The following is a 15,545-nucleotide window of genomic DNA, read 5'->3' on the forward strand; positions in this document are numbered from 1 at the left end:
TGAACCGCCCCGGATTTTGAGGAGAGCTCAACTCTTGAGAAGATGGAGCCATGAACAAGTCCAACAAGTTTTCCCCGGAAGTTCGCCAGCGCGCCGTTCGCATGGTGCAGGAGCACCGAGCCGACTACGCTTCACTGTGGGCGGCGGTCGAGTCGATTGCCCCCAAGATCGGCTGCGTACCCTATACCTTGCTTGAATGGGTCAAGAAAGCCGAGATCGACGCTGGCCTGCGTGCCGGCACCACCACAGCAGATGCGCAGCGGATCAAGGAGCTGGAACGCGAGGTCAAGGAACTGCGCCGGGCCAATGACATCCTGAAGACGGCCAGCGCGTTTTTTGCCCAGGCGGAGCTCGACCGCCGGCTCAAGTCGTGAAGGCCTACATCGATCGCCATCGCGATGATTACGGGGTCGAGCCCATCTGCCGGGTGCTGCAGATGGCCCCTTCGTGCTACTGGCGCCATGCTGCTCGCCAGCGCAACCCGCAACTGCGCAGTGCGCGTGCGCAGCGTGACGACCATTTGAAGGCAGATGTCCAGCGCGTGTGGCATGCCAACTGGCAGGTCTATGGCGCCGACAAGGTCTGGCTGCAGCTCAATCGCGAAGGCATCCGGGTGGCGCGCTGTACTGTCGAGCGACTGATGCGCGAGATGGGATTGCAAGGAGTGCGCCGTGGCAAGACGGTGCGCACGACGATGCCGGATACGTCAGCACCGTGTCCGCTGGACCACGTCAAACGCCAGTTCAAGGCCAGCCGCCCCAACGAGTTGTGGGTGTCGGATTTCACGTACGTTTCGACCTGGCAGGGCTGGCTGTATGTCGCCTTTGTCATTGACGTGTACGCCCGGCGCATCGTGGGCTGGCGGGTCAGCCGCAGCATGCACACGGATTTTGTGCTCGATGCGCTGGAGCAAGCCTTGTACGAACGCCAGCCGGCGGCCCATGCCTTGACGCACCACAGCGACAGGGGCAGTCAGTACGTCAGCATCCGCTACACCGAGCGTCTGGACCAGGCGGGCATCCAGCCGTCCGTAGGCAGCCGTGGCGACAGCTACGACAACGCGCTGGCCGAGACCGTCAACGGGCTGTACAAGGCCGAGCTGATTCACCGCCGGGGCCCCTGGAAGACCAGGGAATCCGTGGAACTGGCCACCCTGCAATGGGTGCATTGGTTCAACCACGTCCGAGTGCTCACGCCGATTGGGGGTATTCCTCCGGCAGAAGCTGAGGCACACTACTGGAGGCAACTCGCCGCCAGCAACACCTTGGAAGAGGTGTCAACTTAAACCAATCGGCCTCCTCAAAATCCGGGGCGGTTCATTTCGCTTCTGACGCGACAGATGACAGATGCTTGTAGGGAGACAACGATGCTACGTGTGACCTTCGAGGATGGTTCCGTGATTGAGTACCGGGACGGCGAGGTGATCGAGATAGAGAGCCATCCACCCCGAGACACCCCGGCGGCGGATTGGGTGCGCACCCGCGAGTACCCGCCAGAATACCGGCGGGCGACTCCGATGAGCATCAACGTGCTGACGGTCGGGAAGCGTGTTTATACCGGCAGCGGCTTCGTCAAGGTCAAGAACATTGAGCACGTCTGAGGTCCCGGCGAGCACGCCCAGTAACAGCAACGGAATCGCTCCGCTAGACCCCCAGCTCACGGGCAACGTGGGGCTGTACTACTGCTGCTACCGGCTTTCCCTTCTCGGGTGGAACGTCATGCCTACCGCACGCAACGCCCGGGGAGTGGACATCATTGCCTACAGCCGGGACGCCTCCCGCTTCGTCGGGGTACAAGTCAAGGCCCTGAGCAAGCGCAACCCGGTTCCCCTCGGGGGAACGCTGGACAAGATCATGGGGGATTTCTGGGTGATCGTGAACAAGGTCGCCACGCCTGCGCCTTCGGCTTTTGTCCTCCTCCCCTCGGAGGTCCGGGAACTCGCCCACCGGGGCGAGAAGGACGGGCGGGTGTCCTACTGGTTGCAACCCGGGGACTATGAGCAGGAGCCGTTCCGCGAAGCGTGGGACCGGATAGGCCACGGGGGCGTCTGACCGCTCAGACGTACACCACCCGCTCCCCGGTGTCGGGGAGGCGCGGTGGCTGTCCGCCGAAGTCGCCCACGGATACCTGCCCAGAGGAGGCCCCGGCGAGCAGATACGAAGTGGCGTCCAAAGCGTGGTCCACGGCCCGTGTATCAACGTCCTCCGGGGTGCGCGGATCGCGGGGCAGCGCCGGAACGGTTTGCAACCAGAACCGGCAGCGCGAGGTGACAAAGAACTCGCCATTCACCATCAACTGCTTGAGGGCTTCAAATCGAGGCACACGCGGCCCCTTCCGGGCAGGCGTGACCCTGACCCCGGCCTCCCGGAATAGGTCGCTGATGCTGGCCTCCGCTCGCCCAGCGGTCCGGGCTTCGGCAGCGGAGTCGATGACCCCCCGGGCGCGGACCCCGTTCCGGGCGCACATGGTGTGGATCGCGGGCGCAATCTGTCCGGGCGTCCGGCCCGTTCCCCGGCTGATGTTTCGGGGGTCAAATTCCGCGTGTTCGTCATACAAGACCCACGCCCCCTTCCTCATCACCCGGTCATCAGGCAAGCGCACGTCATAGGCGAGCTGTCCGCCCAGCATTGCGACCATCGGAGCGGCGGAGCCCCAGTCAATCCCGAGCTTCAACGAGGCCAGCAGGTGCGGCGGCAGGTCGTGATGGTCGATGACCATTTGATCGGCCCGCCACGTCCCGGCGAAGAAGTCCCCGGTGATCGCGGACCAGTCGCCCGTCCGCATCGCCCGGTACAGCGCCGGGTCCGTATGGCGCAACACCTCGAAGTTCCGCCGGTAGGCGTCCGGGAGGTGAGGGTTGTCGTCAAGGACGCTGGGGCAATACACCCAAGTGTTCCCCCCGAACTCAAACGGCACGAAGGGATCACGGGCAGTCACGTAGCGTTCAGCGAGGGCGGAGTGATTCGCCCCGCCCGGGTTACCGGCCAGGATCATGCGAAGCGGGACGCCCGGGGCGCGAAGCGATAGCCCGAGCTGGTCAATCACTTCCATTCCCGGACCTTCGCCCGCTTCATCTACTGCGATGAGGGAGAAGTTCATGCCCTGCGCCACGTCACTGATGGAGCTGGACGATTCGCAATGCGTGAGCTGGATCGTCCCGCCGTTGGGCAGTCGGAAGATCGCATCATTTTGGTTGAACTGGACCCCCGGCCCAAAGGCAGACCGGAGCAGCGCCCGGAGTTCCTCCGCGAACTGAAGGAGGGACTTCAAGCGGCGGCGCGTCACGAGGACCCGGGCGCGGGCTTTGTATTGCTGGACGTGCCGAAGGATGAGGAGCTGCAAGGCAAACGACTTGCCCCCGCCCCGGCCTCCGCCCAAGAACAGGAAGTGATCCTCTGGCACCATGAGCACCTGACTCTGGAACGGGGTCGGGCGGATTGTTTGAGTCACGCTGGACACTGGTATTTCCTCCATCTACCTACCGGACTGCGCCGGAGCACGTCCAACCCTTCGCGGTGTGGCACTTGCCTTTGACGAGGTCATGCAAGGCCCCGGGGTTGATTATCTTTGGGAATGCCGCCTCGAACTCGCAGCGAGTCCCGATGAACTCCTGCCCCTCGGGCGACATGAAACGGTAGCGCGTGGGGTCCCGGTGTCGATTCACGGGGACCCCTCGCTTGGTTGTCTTGACCGGGAGGGGAGCGAGCACGGCGGGCGGGTCCTCATCATCGGACTCGAACGGGTCCCGGCCCGATGGTTTCGGCAGCGGCAGGCTATCGAACCACGGGAGCAAGTCAGGCCGGAAGATCGCCATGAAAAAGCGGTCCCACTCTCTCCCTGTCATGTCAGCGACCTTTGCGCGGCTTTGCGTTCGGACGGGGAGCCGGAGGCACGAAGCCCCGGAGCGGCTGCGCGGCGGTCTTGAGTTCGGCCACCCGGGCATTCCGTACTTGTTGGGCTTGGGCGTGGATCGCCTTCGCCTTGGTTACGTTGTGCTGTGCCATGGTCATTCCTCCTCGCCTTCGGCTTCGGCCATCGCCTTCTGCGACAAGGCCAGCGAGAGGTTCATCAGCGGATCAGCCTGACCCCGGACAAATTCACGGTCAGCGGCCAGCGCGGACTTGAAGGAGAGTTGGACGCCTTCCAGCTTCGTGTTCACGCGGTCCCAAATCGGCCCAATCACACGCTCCGCGAAGGCCTGCACGGTGAAGGGGCGGCGGTCCTTCGGGCGACGGTCAACAACCGTGGCGATAGCGGAGGCCAGAACGAGGTCCCCGGTCATGATCGCCTGACGGGCGGCGGTTTCCATCTCCACCGGGCCAGCGCCGTCGAGTTGTTGCATGTATTGGGTGCGCTTCGGATCGCCCAAGGCTACGCGGCCCAGCAGCATTGCGGGGGTCATGCAGATGGCTTGAATGGCGGCGGCTTCGTCGGCGTAACCCTTGAGGGCTTTCAGCATCGCGGAGCGTTCGGCCTCGGAGCTGGCAACGAGGTTGCGGCGGAGTTCGTTGATCTTGTTGGCCGCTGCCTTCTTGGCGAACTGCCGAGCGGCGGCGCGGTCCTCGGTGGCGGAGGACGCAATCAGGTTTTCGGCTTCCCGGGAGTAGCCGTCACGGGCTTCGGAGAAGGTGGCTTGCAGCTTCTCGATCTTGCGGGAAAAGGCGGTGGCGGTTTCGGTGGCGCGGTCGCTGAGTTGCTGGGCGCGGTCTTCCGATACGTTCACGCCTGCGGGAACGGTGTTGAAGTCGATGGTTGCCATGTCGGGGCTCCTGTTCAGTTATCACAACCGGGAGGGCCACCACTACACGTAACCGGCGGGGCTCATCCCATCCAATGCGCGGGCGCGAATACCCACACTGACAGAAAGGATAGGCCCCGACTCCAAGACAAGGGAATATCAACAAGAAAATAAATTACTTGTAGATCAACGCCTTGCTTTACTTTTTCGGGTATTTCGGCTTGCAGACAATAACCTTTTGGACAGGATCGTCCCGGCACTCCATCCGCTCGAATCGGTCCGCGTCCCGGCCCCCGGTTCCCTGCTCAAAGGGGGCGACTCGAACCGGGGGAGCGAGGCGCGGCGAGTAGGTGCCTACGCCTGCGCGGCGGATCGTCTCCTGGGCGGAGTATGGGGCGCGGTCTTCCGCTGCCGCCTGCGTGGAAAGCGCCAGCAGGACGGCCACGGCGGCGATGATGGGGCGCTCAATCCCGGGCTTCGTTGATGTTGATGACACGGCTGTACTCCTCCGGGGAAAGGGCGGCGGTAATCTGGATGAGGACGCGGGGCGCTTCTCCATTGCCGTCTCCCTTGTTGATTTGGAAGATGTTGGAGGCGAGCCATTCAGCGGCGCGGATGTCCCGCTCATTCTTCATTTTGTCTTTCATGAAGGCGACAATCTCCCCGGCTCCGTCTGCCCGCCCTTCCTCAAGGGCAAGGGCCAGCGGCGACAGCTCCCCGTCCTCGGTGTCCTCCTTGAGCCGTTTCCACTGGCTGGGGGATAGCCCAAGGGCGCGGCGGATTGTGTGTTCCCGGTTGCCCTCGGTGGCGAGCATCCGCACAAGTTCGAGCTGCCGGGGTTCGAGGTCGGGCAGCGCCAGTGCGCCCCCGGTCGGCTTCGTGGTTAATTGGTTGTCGGCGGGCATTCTTCGGCCTCCTTCTTGATGCGGTAGACAACGGACTTCGCCACCCCGGCGAGCCGCATGATTCGATTGATGGGGGTTCCTGCCTTGAGAAGGGCGGCAATGCGCTGCTCCTTCCCGGGGGTGACCTTCGGACGGCCCAAGGTCTTCCCCTGTTTCTTGGCGCGTTCGAGGCCCAACAAGGTCCGTTCCCGGATCAGCTCCCGCTCGAACTGGGCAAGGGACCCCATGATGTTGAACATGAGCTGACCGGCGGGGGTGGAGGTGTCCAGCGCGAGGTCACGCACGAACAGCCCAACCTTGAGGGCTTCGAGTTCCCCCACGGTGGTCACGAGGTGCGGCAGGCTCCGCCCAAGGCGGTCGAGTGCCGTGACCGCTACCATGTCCAGCTTGCCGAGCGTGGCAGCGCGCAGCATTTCGTCCAGCCCCGGGCGCTTGTCGCGGCCCTTCGTCCCGCTGATGCCTTGGTCGATGTACTCCCCGGCCACGGTGTGGCCCCGGCCTGCGGCCCAATCCCGAAGGGCCAGCAGTTGGTTTTCCGTGGTCTGGTCCTTGTTGGTGCTCACGCGAGCGTACAGGGCGACACGTGCCATGCTCAGGCCCCCTTCTTCAACAGGGCGGCGCGGGTAGCGTGAGGCGGGATCGCCTGCCCCTCCGGGACCACGAGGCGGAAACGCTCCGTGCCGCCCTCATCGAACGAGGAGCGGACCCCGTAGCCCTTGTTGCGCATGTCCCAGCCGAAGCCGGAGCGCACCGTGGGTTCTGTCCAAGGCTTCCCGCCCAAGGACAGCGCGGCGAGTAGCTGGGCCATCGTCACGCCTTCGGGGCGGGACAGCTCATCAACAAGAACGGCCTGCTTGGAACCGATCACGCACGGCAGGACCGGGGAGCCCTTCGGCTGCACGTTCGTTCCCCGGCGGGGGCAGGGTTGCTTCGCCTCGGGGGCGGGAGCTGGGCGGCGTGCTGCCTCCTGCTGCTTTTCTTTCCATGCCTGTACCTTCGTCCACGTCCGGCGGATCGCGTCCGCCTTTGTGCCGAAACGCTTGACCGGCTCGCAGCCCAAGGAGGCGGCGCAGTCGTTGTGCAGGGCGACCAGCTCCGGCCCGGTCATCGTGGAGAGGTCTTGTTCAGTGAGGGTCTGGCGGTTCATGGTGGGCTCCTTTTCGAGTTGGCACGGTTATTGCTATGCGCCCCGAAACTATAGCTGGAAGCAGTCGGAAAAGGAACCTTTGCCGACTTGCGAAAACGGCAGGGGTGGAATCTGTGGAAAAGCTGGGACTTACGGCGGGCGATTTCTGAGACGTTTTCCGACTTGTTGAATTGGGGCTCAGGGCGGCAGTGCGCGAGGTCTTCCGCTCAAGGGGGCGGGCAGGCGGTCTGGGCATCCGGTCCGGGCGGTCCGGGTAGCGGTCCGGGTAGCGGTCCGGGTAAAACCCCAGCCGCTACTGGGGCGGTCCGGGCGGTCTGGGTAAATCTCGAAAACTTTCTTATAGGGGGAGTCAGAGAGGTAAGGGGTATAGGGGGGTAGGTAGAAAATAGAAAACAATAGGCGAGTTACCCAGACCGCCCGGACCGCCCCCTTGAGCAACAGGCCAAAAGTCCATCAACGGGTGGAACTTACGTGCTCCCTTGAGCGGTCCGGGTTACCCGGACCGCTACCCAGACCGGGCTCAGAAACGACAACGGCGGAGTTGCCCCCGCCGTTCGTCTCGCGTGATTCGCCCCCTCGTTGTCAGAACGGCAGCCGCTGGCGCTCATCGTCCGGCTTGGTCAGTAGGCGAACTCCCCCGTAACTGGGAATGCGCTTGCCGTCCGCCCGTGGTTTCGTGAGCGTGATCTTTCCGTTGCCAGCCGCCATCAGATTCACGCCAAAATGAACCTTGTTGCCGGGATGAACGTTGTTGGCTTCACACCAGTTCAGCCAAGCGGAAAACAGGTCATCCTTCGGCGTGTTCGCCTCGGGGTCCAGTCGGCACCGCTCGCTGATGAACGCAGCCGCCGGGGAGGCCAGTTCCGCGAGGTCACGCACCGCTTCACGGGACGACTGGGGTGGCAGGAAGTAGCCACGCTCACGGAGACGGCGCCAGCCTTCCACGGCCCAATTCAGGATTCCCGGCAGCTCGCCCAACAGCTTGTTGGTCAGGCCCACGTCCTCCTCACCAAGAAAGCTCTTGGTCATGATCAGCGGCACGAAGCGATTGGCCAGTGCGCTGCTCGCGTCCGCGAACTTGGGCATGACGTTGGTCAAGATGAAGAAGCGAACCGCCAGCCGCCCGTCCCATGCCCTCTTGTATTTGCGGTTTGCCGTCACGGTGTCTTCCCCGCTGATACGCAGGAGGTTTTCAGCGACGGCGGCATGATCCGTCTTCGCGCCCAGCCGCACGTCCCCCATGAGCGCCAGTTGTTTGCCAATCAGGGGTTCAAGGCCGAAGGGATCGCTCAGGCTTGCCAGCGTGGGGGCGCAGACGTTCGGGCGTCCTACCAACTCCATCAGGACCCGGGCGATAGTTCCCTTGCCTGAGCGGGAAGGCCCTACCATCATGAAAATCTTCTGCTGGGACGTGTCGGGGATCAGCAGATAGCCGAAGACTTCCTGAAGCAACCCGATTGCCTCCGGCTCCTCGGACCAGATCGACTCAAGAAAGGCCAGCCAGCGAGCCGGAGCCGGGGCGGCGGCATCGTGGTTGAAGGTCAGCGCGTTGCGGGTGAAGAACCTCGGGGTGTTTTCGTGCAGCGCCCCGGTCGGCAGGTGCAGCAGGCCGTTACGGCAGGCGACCAGCTCATGGGCGGGCGGGCCTTCGCCATCCAGCCAGCAAGGCGGCGCGAAGGTATCCCGGGGGCGGTGCGCGATGGCTTGCAGCGCGTCCAGTACGTTCCCCACTTTGGCCTTGTTCGGGTTGAACGGGCGCGGCGGCTCTCCCTCTTTCCCCGGCGTCACGGCCTCATGCAGGAAGCCGTACAGCTCAGAGCGCACCGTGCGTTCCTCAATCTCGGTGTAGGCGGCTCCGTCATGCACCAGCCAATCGTCGTTGTACTGCATCAACGTGGGATGGTTGCGCCGGACGTACTCCCGGGCAGACAGCAGCGGCGTGTCCGGGTGAAGCATCGGAGGCAGCTCCCCGACTGTCTCCCGGGCGCGGGCAATCTGCTCAAGGGCGTACTTGGCCGGGTTCGGCTTGTCCTTGATGCTGGCGGCGATTTCGTTGGGGCCGGTGATGACCCGGAAAATCAGCTCATCATCCAAGCCAGCCCGTACAAGCTCGCAGCAGACAGCGAACAGGGCCTCACTCCTTGACGGATACTTTCCGGGTTCAATCGGGTCCGTGCCGGTTGCGATGCGGGCAAGGGTCGCGTCGTTGATGCGCTTGCCGTTCGCCTCCGCCCACTCCCGCAGCTCATCCACCCCCAGCCCTGTAGCGTTACCCACCCGGACCCCGGCGCGTGCCTTCCCGGTGGCAGGGCGTGCGCCGGTGCTGGCGGTCGGCTCCACCTTCGGGAACGATTCCGGCGCGTAGGTCGCCCCGGTCCATGAAATCAGGCGGGCGAGTTCAGGCGTGCGGCCTTTCGCTGCCTTCTTCTTGTTTGGGACATTGATGCTGCCGGGAAGGCGTAGGACCCGCTCGCAGTTGTGCACGGCGTCAGAGCTGAACAACTGTTCAAGGGCGCGGTTGTAGCTTTCGCCCAGCGCCCACGGCTCCAGGTTGTCATCGGTCGGGACCGGCACGGCGAGCGGTTCCGTCAGCAGCCACAGGGCCTGATACCCCCCGCCAGAGAAACAAACGGCGGTCGGCTCCGGGATGCCCTTGGGCAGGCCGGTTGTCAGTAGGGTTTCGATGCGCTGGCGCTCCTCGGTCAGGTCTTCCCCGATCCTCGGGTCAAGGTCTGCCCAGAAGGCACGGAAGGCGGCAATGTCCGGCTTACTGGGCTTCACGCTCATGGGGCGGCGGACCCGGTTGGGCGTGAAATACAAGTTGCGCTTGCCCTGATGCGATTCGATCCACGCGGCGGCTTCTTCGGCCTGGCTGGGCTGAAAGGTCCGCGTCTCGGTCTTGCCGTCAGGCACTATGGCGACGAGGCACCAGCCCTCATCCGGCGACCAGCGGCGCAGGAAGTCGATAGCGGCGGCGGTGTCGTGTTGGGGATAGGCGTTCATCGTGCACGCTCCTTCCCCGTGAGATAGACGCCCCGGCGGCAACCCTTGGTGATTGCGTATTCGCCATTGGCGTTCGGTTGCGGCGGCTCCTCCAAGCCTTCCATCACGTCGATGCAGTGCTGGAGGGTCTTGCGATACCAAAGAAAGCGCGGGGTCTGTTCGGACCGGGCTACCTTCTCGGCGTCTTCCGCTAGTTGTTGAAGTTTGGAAATGACGCAATCAACAAGGAATTGATTGCCCTGTTCGGTCAGCTCGGGACCGTGGGGGAAGATTTCGTCAGGCTTGAGGCGCAGCAGCCAAGCTACATAGCGAGCCCGTTCCATCTCCGCCCGCGCAACTGTCTGCGTGGGTTTCATGACGGCGGCTCCTCAGTGCTGACCTTGGGCGTCACGCCACGCGACCAGCTCATCACGATCCCAGACCGTGACTTGCGGGCCGATCTTCCGGGCGCGGGGGAAGTCGGGGCGCTTGGCCCAGACCCAAACGGTGGACAGACCGATGCCAAGGAACTCAGCAACTTGGCGGGGACGGAGGGACTTGCTTTGCTGGGCGTTGGCGACGGCCCGGACAACCTCTTGGAGGTCGAATTGCTTATTGGTTTTCATGGCAGCGGATTCCTAATCCAATAGGCTCGCGCTACCCAAAAAAGCAAAACAGGGAAGCGCAAGCGATGCACCCGTCAAGGGTGACCTCTTGCCACTTCCCCGCTGTCCCGCAGGAGATTCAGAACACCCGGGCCTTGCTATACGGCCTGTGCAAGCTGCCTATTGCAGCCCCAACAACCTCGGTGTTCCAGCGATCAATTGAGAGCGATTATATTGCCCTAGACGGGTTGCCGTCTAGATAAATATATTGTAGATCAACGACTTAGCCGAAAAAGTATAGTCAGCAGAAGAGCTAAGCCACTGAGTTTCCATCACAAAATGCGGCCCAAGTCGCCATCAGCGCCCGCCGTTTGTCGAACAGGTCCCCTCGCCGGTAGGCGGCTTCCACCGCGTTGCCAATGGTGTGAGCCAGCGCCATTTCGGCCACCTCCCGGGGAAACTCGGTGTGCTCTGCGCACCAGTCCCGGAAGGTCGAGCGGAACCCGTGAGCAGTGACCGGCACCTCCATATCCTTGAGAACCTTCGTCAGCGTGTTGTCTGACAGCGGATTGCGGCCTCGGGGCGGCGGGAAGACCAGATTGAAGTCTTCCATGCGCGGGAGGTCATTCAGCAACTTGATGGCGGATTCCGACAGCGGCACCCGGTGTTCCTTGCCTGCCTTCATGCGCTCCGCCGGGACAGTCCAGACGCGGGCTTCAAAGTCGATTTCATCCCATGTCGCACCGCGCACCTCGCCGGAGCGCCCAGCGGTCAGAATGGTGAACTCAAGCGCCCGGGCTCCGATCCCGTTGCGCTGGCGAAGACGGGTCAGGAAGCCGGGCAGCTCCGCGATGGGCAAGGCTGCGTGGTGTTGGACCTTCTGCACTTTGGAGCGAGCTGGTAGCACCTTGTCCAGATACCCTCTCCATCGTGCCGGGTTCTCCCCCTTCCGAAAGCCGCGAACGGTCGCCCAATCAAGAACCTGCTCAATGCGTCCACGAACACGATTGGCAGTCTCTGTCTTGGTGGTCCAGATAGGTTCGATGACCCGGAGGACATGGGCGCGGTCGATGTCTGCCACACGCAGCGAACCGATGACCGGGAACGCATGGACCGTCAGCGTGTTGATCCACTGCTGACCATGTTTGTCGTTCTTCCACTCAGGCGACTTCGCGGTGATGTATTGGTTGGACGCCTCCTCGAAGGTGATCTCAGCGAGTCGGGCGGCAATCATCGCGCTGCGTTGCTCGCGCTTCTCGGTGATAGGGTCGATACCTTGGGCTATGCGGTCGTGCGCCTGCCTCGCTTTCTCTCGGGCGTCCTTCAGCGGCACTCTGTCATAGCTGCCCAAGCCTAAGTCACGCCTCCACGGTTTGTTGCTTCCGGGTTTCACACCGGCAGTGAAGCGGAGAATCCATGTTGTCGCCCCGGCGGCGGTCACTTGAAGGTGGAGGCCCGGGACGCCTCCAACAGCAATCAGGCCTTGGGTTCTGGCCTGCTTCAGCTTTTCAATCTTGCGGTTCAGCTCAACCGGGGTGAGCGGTTCAATCTTCTTTGGCATCGCCCTGTCCTTTCATACCCTACCACCTACCCAACTAAGAATAACCGATTAGGTGAGGTTAGGAAAGACCAGTCAAGACGATGAGGTTTGCTAAACCCCCTGGATTTCTTGGATAATTAAGATGAAGCGAGACGGCCCTAGACCAGAAGTCCGGGGACACCGCTTCCGCCAGGATCTGATCAGGCTGCCCCTCCGGCAGCCTTTTTCATGGGCTTGTCAGGCACCAGAGCGGCAGCCGGCAAACAGGTCCAGATCACGCTGATAGAGCGCGGTTTTCACATCCATCGCACCCAGCACCGAATGGAACAGGTTGTCCTGGGAGTGCGGCTTGCCGGCCTGGGTCTTGAGGCAGGCGGCATCCAGCCCACGATCAGCATAGAAATCTTTCGAGCCCCAGAACACCATCGGCACATGGGTCTGCTCGTCCGGCGCCACCGCATAAGGTGCGGCGTGCAGGAACATGCCCTTCTCACCCAGCGATTCACCATGGTCGGACAGGTAGAGCATGGCCGGACTGATGCCGGGGGTCTGCTGCAGCAGCGCGATGGTATCGGCCAGCATGGCATCTTGCGCCACGACGGTGTTCTGGTAGGTATTGAGCAGCTGCTCACGCGTGCAATCCTGCATCTGGTTGGTATCGCAAGTCGGGGTGAACTTGCGGTCCTGCTGCGAATAGCGCTCGAAATAGGCCGGGCCATGGCTGCCGTTGGCGTGCAGCACGATCACGGCATCGCCAGTGAGGCCGGCCAGGGTCTGTTTCAGCGGCTCCAGCATGGCATTGTCATAGCAGAGGTTGCCGTGGCACTGCTCCTTGGGCGCTTCCAGATAGATGTCGCGGTGCGGGATGCGGTTGCAGATGCCCTTGCAGCCGCTGTCATTTTCCAGCCAGGCCGTCTGCAGCCCGACGCGCTTGAGCACATCCATCAGGTTTTCCTGGTGCTTGGCGCGGTTGCCGTTGAAATCGGCCTGCGATTCGGGCGCAAACATGCAGGGCACAGAAATCGCGGTCGAGGTACCGCAGGCAGCCGTATCCGGGTAGTTGATCACATCGGGCATGGCGGCCAGGCGCGGCGTGGTGGCCGGTGCACCCGGGTTCAGGCCCCAGCTGGCCGCACGCGTGGTTTCGCCCACCACCACGACCAGCACCTGCTTGCGTGGGCTGGCACTCGTGCTGGCTACGCGCTGGGCATCCAGCCCGATCGGCTCGAACGGACGGCTGGCATCGTAAGTGTTATAGCCAGTCTTGATGCCGGCATAGACCAGCGCCGCCGGCAGCATCTGGTTCTTCACGTCCTTGTTGTTGCGGAAGAAGGACGCGTAGTTCTGGTAGCCCAGCGCGGCAATCGCCAGTACCACCAGGATCGGGACTACCATGCCGGCCACGCGCCAGGCCGAGGCCTGCCACAGGCTGCCGGCGGGCTTGATCTGCAGGTATTTCAAGTAGAGCCAGGCCGGCAGCACACCGGTCAGCAGCGCCCAGCCGATAAAACGCGGATTCATCCAGGCACGCGCCTCGTTCGGATCAGTCTGCAGGATGTTCTGGATCTGGTCGGCGTTGAAATAGATGTTCTGCGTCATCACCGCCCAGGAAGCCGCGGCACTGAGTACCAGCAGCAGCGGTACCACCACCCGGTGCACGCGCGGCCAGAACAGCAGCTGCAGCACCAGATAGAGCACGGCGCCGACCAGCAGCGGCAGCGTCAGCCACAGGTAGAGCTGGTTGCCGGCGTTGTGCTGCAGCGTCTGTTGCGCCACATTGCGCCAGAAGCCGATGTTGTACACGGCCAGCGAGAAGACGGTGACCAGGCCAATGCCTTGGTTCGGAGTGAGTGAGAGTCGCATGAACTGCCTCTTGTGCATGACGGCAGCCATGGTCTTCCCGGAAACTTAGGCGATCCTTAAGTTTTCTGGCGCAGGCACAAAAAAGTTCCGGCGTCAAGTCCTTCGTGAAAATCACGCAGGGCTTGAAACCGCATATGGGACAGTAGGTTAGCTCTTTTCTCAGCCACTTTGGCGCGGTGTGGCCTCGGGAGCTAGGTGTCGCATCCCGGACGATTGCATAGACGAAAAACGTCTTCCTCTTTTCACTGCAAGGGCTGTTCTGCGAGAATTGATAGCGTCCATGCAGTCTAGCAGGAGCTCCAGGCCATGATGATCGCTTTGCACAAGAACGCTCGTACCACGCCCGCCGTGCGTGCCGAGATCGCCGCCAGCAACGAAACTGCCCGTGTGCTGGCGCAGCGCTTTGGGGTCACCGTGGAGTTGGAGTTGACCCACTTCGGTGGACGGGTACTGGTTTGATTGGAGTTGGAGTTCCCCCCATTTGACGGACACTTTCACTGAGAAGAAAGGAGCCCCCATGGGAAAAACCAAGCCCCCGTACCCCGAGGCATTCAAACAGCAGATCGTCGAGCTGTTTCATTCCGGTCGCAGCCAATCCGAGCTGGCACGTGAGTTCGATGTGTCAGCGGTGAGCATTGCCAACTGGGTTGCACGCGCTGCAGCCGATGCTGGCAAGCCGTTATCCGGCAAGGATGTGTTGACAACGTCCGAGCGCGAGGAACTCGTCCGCTTGCGCCGGGAGGTCAAGCGTCTTCAAACGGAGCGCGACATCCTGGCAAAGGCTACGGCCTGGTTTGCCGGACAAAGCGAGAAGACGTCCACGCCGTCTACGCGCTGATGCAGGCGAACCAGGCCGATCTCCCAATACGCACCATGGCCCGGGTGTTGGGTGTGTCCAGCAGTGGTTACCACGACTGGCTAAATCGCCGACCCAGTGCACGCGATCAGGCCAATGCCGAGCTGCTGCTGCGCATCAAAGCCATCCATCAGATGAGCGATACCACCTACGGCGTGCCGCGCATGGTCGCGCAACTGGCGCGCGATGGGGTGATCGTCAACAAGAAGCGCGTCGAACGCCTGATGCGTCAGGCGAGTCTGAAGGGTGTCAGCCGCCGGCGCGGCTGGTGCGTGACAACGCGCCGTGATCGAGAGGCTGGGCTGGCCAGCGATCTGGTCAATCGCCGCTTTGCGGCGGATGCTCCTAACCAACTTTGGGTGGCAGACATGACCTACCTGCCTACCTGGAGCGGGTTTGCCTATCTGGCGGTAGTCATCGACGTATACAGCCGCAAAGTAGTGGGTTGGGCCTTTGGCACGCGCATGACGGCCGATCTGGTGGTGCAGGCGTTGGAGATGGCCGCCTTCACGCGCAAGCCCCAGGGCGTCATCCACCACTCCGATCAGGGCAGCCAATACACCAGCACGGTGTTTGGCAAGCGTTGCGAGGAAATGGGCGTGCGCCCAAGCATGGGATCGGTGGGGGATGCTTACGACAACGCCATGGCCGAGAGTTTCTTTGCCAGCCTGGAATGCGAACTGGTCAACCGAAGAAGCTGGAAAAGCCAGACCGAGGCCAGGCATGCCGTGTTTACCTGGATAGAGGGCTGGTACAACCCACATCGGTTGCACAGCGCACTGGGCTACCTTGCTCCCAACGAATTCGAGCAAATCAATGCACAATCCGGGCAGTCCCCGGTAGAAAATACCACCGTTACCGCGCTGAATTCTTCAGCGCTCAACCGTCCGTGAGATAGGGGGAACTCCA

General features: G+C 62.6%; 15 protein-coding genes, 1 pseudogene and 1 other annotated feature. Of the genes and pseudogenes, 5 read left to right on the forward strand and 11 right to left on the reverse strand.

What is annotated here, in order from left to right; translation table 11 throughout:
• Window positions 1-50: 50 nt before the first annotated feature.
• From V1261_RS11735 to V1261_RS11745, 3 genes are all read left to right on the forward strand, one after another.
• A protein-coding gene (locus tag V1261_RS11735; protein WP_329771434.1) for an IS3 family transposase occupies window positions 51-1,285 on the forward strand; the annotation gives its coding sequence in 2 pieces (ribosomal slippage) (window positions 51-333 and window positions 333-1,285; 1,236 coding nt in all).
• Window positions 329-445, forward strand: a sequence feature (AL1L pseudoknot). (Overlaps the previous gene by 117 nt.)
• Window positions 1,286-1,366: 81 nt before the next feature.
• Entirely contained in the window at window positions 1,367-1,600 is a 234-nt protein-coding gene (locus tag V1261_RS11740; protein ID WP_329771985.1) for a hypothetical protein, read from the forward strand.
• A gap of 118 nt (window positions 1,601-1,718) precedes the next feature.
• Entirely contained in the window at window positions 1,719-2,051 is a 333-nt protein-coding gene (locus V1261_RS11745) for a hypothetical protein (protein ID WP_329771987.1), read from the forward strand.
• A 4-nt stretch (window positions 2,052-2,055) separates the two neighbouring features.
• On the opposite strand, the gene V1261_RS11750 is transcribed toward V1261_RS11745, so the two are convergent.
• The 11 genes from V1261_RS11750 to V1261_RS11800 all read right to left on the reverse strand — a co-directional run bounded on the left by V1261_RS11750 (window position 2,056) and on the right by V1261_RS11800 (window position 13,780).
• Window positions 2,056-3,459: a phage terminase large subunit gene (locus V1261_RS11750; RefSeq protein ID WP_329771988.1), complete on the reverse strand. Its 1,404-nt coding sequence runs from the start codon at window positions 3,457-3,459 to the stop codon at window positions 2,056-2,058.
• 386 nt (window positions 3,460-3,845) lie between these two features.
• A complete protein-coding gene (locus V1261_RS11755) occupies window positions 3,846-4,004 on the reverse strand; it encodes a hypothetical protein (protein ID WP_329771990.1) in 159 nt (52 codons plus the stop codon).
• Between the two features lie 2 nt (window positions 4,005-4,006).
• Window positions 4,007-4,759, reverse strand: a complete 753-nt coding sequence (locus V1261_RS11760; protein ID WP_329771992.1) for a hypothetical protein — start codon at window positions 4,757-4,759, stop codon at window positions 4,007-4,009.
• A gap of 443 nt (window positions 4,760-5,202) precedes the next feature.
• Window positions 5,203-5,643, reverse strand: a complete 441-nt coding sequence (locus V1261_RS11765; RefSeq protein WP_329771993.1) for a hypothetical protein — start codon at window positions 5,641-5,643, stop codon at window positions 5,203-5,205.
• Window positions 5,622-6,233, reverse strand: a complete 612-nt coding sequence (locus V1261_RS11770) for a recombinase family protein (RefSeq protein WP_329771994.1) — start codon at window positions 6,231-6,233, stop codon at window positions 5,622-5,624. The genes V1261_RS11765 and V1261_RS11770 overlap by 22 nt, the downstream gene beginning before the upstream one ends.
• A 2-nt stretch (window positions 6,234-6,235) precedes the next feature.
• A complete protein-coding gene (locus V1261_RS11775) occupies window positions 6,236-6,790 on the reverse strand; it encodes a hypothetical protein (protein WP_329771996.1) in 555 nt (184 codons plus the stop codon).
• A gap of 582 nt (window positions 6,791-7,372) precedes the next feature.
• The gene (locus V1261_RS11780; RefSeq protein WP_329771999.1) at window positions 7,373-9,793 is read right to left on the reverse strand and encodes a phage/plasmid primase, P4 family; all 2,421 of its coding nucleotides are present in this window, start codon (window positions 9,791-9,793) and stop codon (window positions 7,373-7,375) included.
• Entirely contained in the window at window positions 9,790-10,149 is a 360-nt protein-coding gene (locus V1261_RS11785) for a hypothetical protein (RefSeq protein ID WP_329772000.1), read from the reverse strand. Before V1261_RS11785 ends, V1261_RS11780 begins: the two co-directional genes overlap by 4 nt.
• A 12-nt stretch (window positions 10,150-10,161) precedes the next feature.
• Window positions 10,162-10,398: a helix-turn-helix transcriptional regulator gene (locus V1261_RS11790; RefSeq protein ID WP_329772001.1), complete on the reverse strand. Its 237-nt coding sequence runs from the start codon at window positions 10,396-10,398 to the stop codon at window positions 10,162-10,164.
• 292 nt (window positions 10,399-10,690) lie between these two features.
• The gene (locus V1261_RS11795; protein WP_329772003.1) at window positions 10,691-11,938 is read right to left on the reverse strand and encodes a tyrosine-type recombinase/integrase; all 1,248 of its coding nucleotides are present in this window, start codon (window positions 11,936-11,938) and stop codon (window positions 10,691-10,693) included.
• Between the two features lie 216 nt (window positions 11,939-12,154).
• Window positions 12,155-13,780, reverse strand: a complete 1,626-nt coding sequence (locus V1261_RS11800; protein ID WP_329772004.1) for a phosphoethanolamine transferase — start codon at window positions 13,778-13,780, stop codon at window positions 12,155-12,157.
• 306 nt (window positions 13,781-14,086) lie between these two features.
• On the opposite strand from V1261_RS11800, the pseudogene V1261_RS11805 reads away from it, so the two are divergent.
• Together V1261_RS11805 and V1261_RS11810 are read left to right on the forward strand one after the other, a co-directional pair.
• Window positions 14,087-14,194 (forward strand): annotated as a pseudogene (locus tag V1261_RS11805) (IS481 family transposase); the annotation flags it as partial.
• A 103-nt stretch (window positions 14,195-14,297) separates the two neighbouring features.
• A protein-coding gene (locus V1261_RS11810) for an IS3 family transposase (RefSeq protein WP_405197982.1) occupies window positions 14,298-15,529 on the forward strand; the annotation gives its coding sequence in 2 pieces (ribosomal slippage) (window positions 14,298-14,565 and window positions 14,565-15,529; 1,233 coding nt in all).
• The last annotated feature ends 16 nt before the right edge of the window (window positions 15,530-15,545 follow it).

The sequence above is a fragment of the Brachymonas sp. J145 genome, from assembly GCF_036312245.1.
Taxonomy (GTDB): Bacteria; Pseudomonadota; Gammaproteobacteria; order Burkholderiales; family Burkholderiaceae_C; genus Brachymonas; species Brachymonas wangyanguii.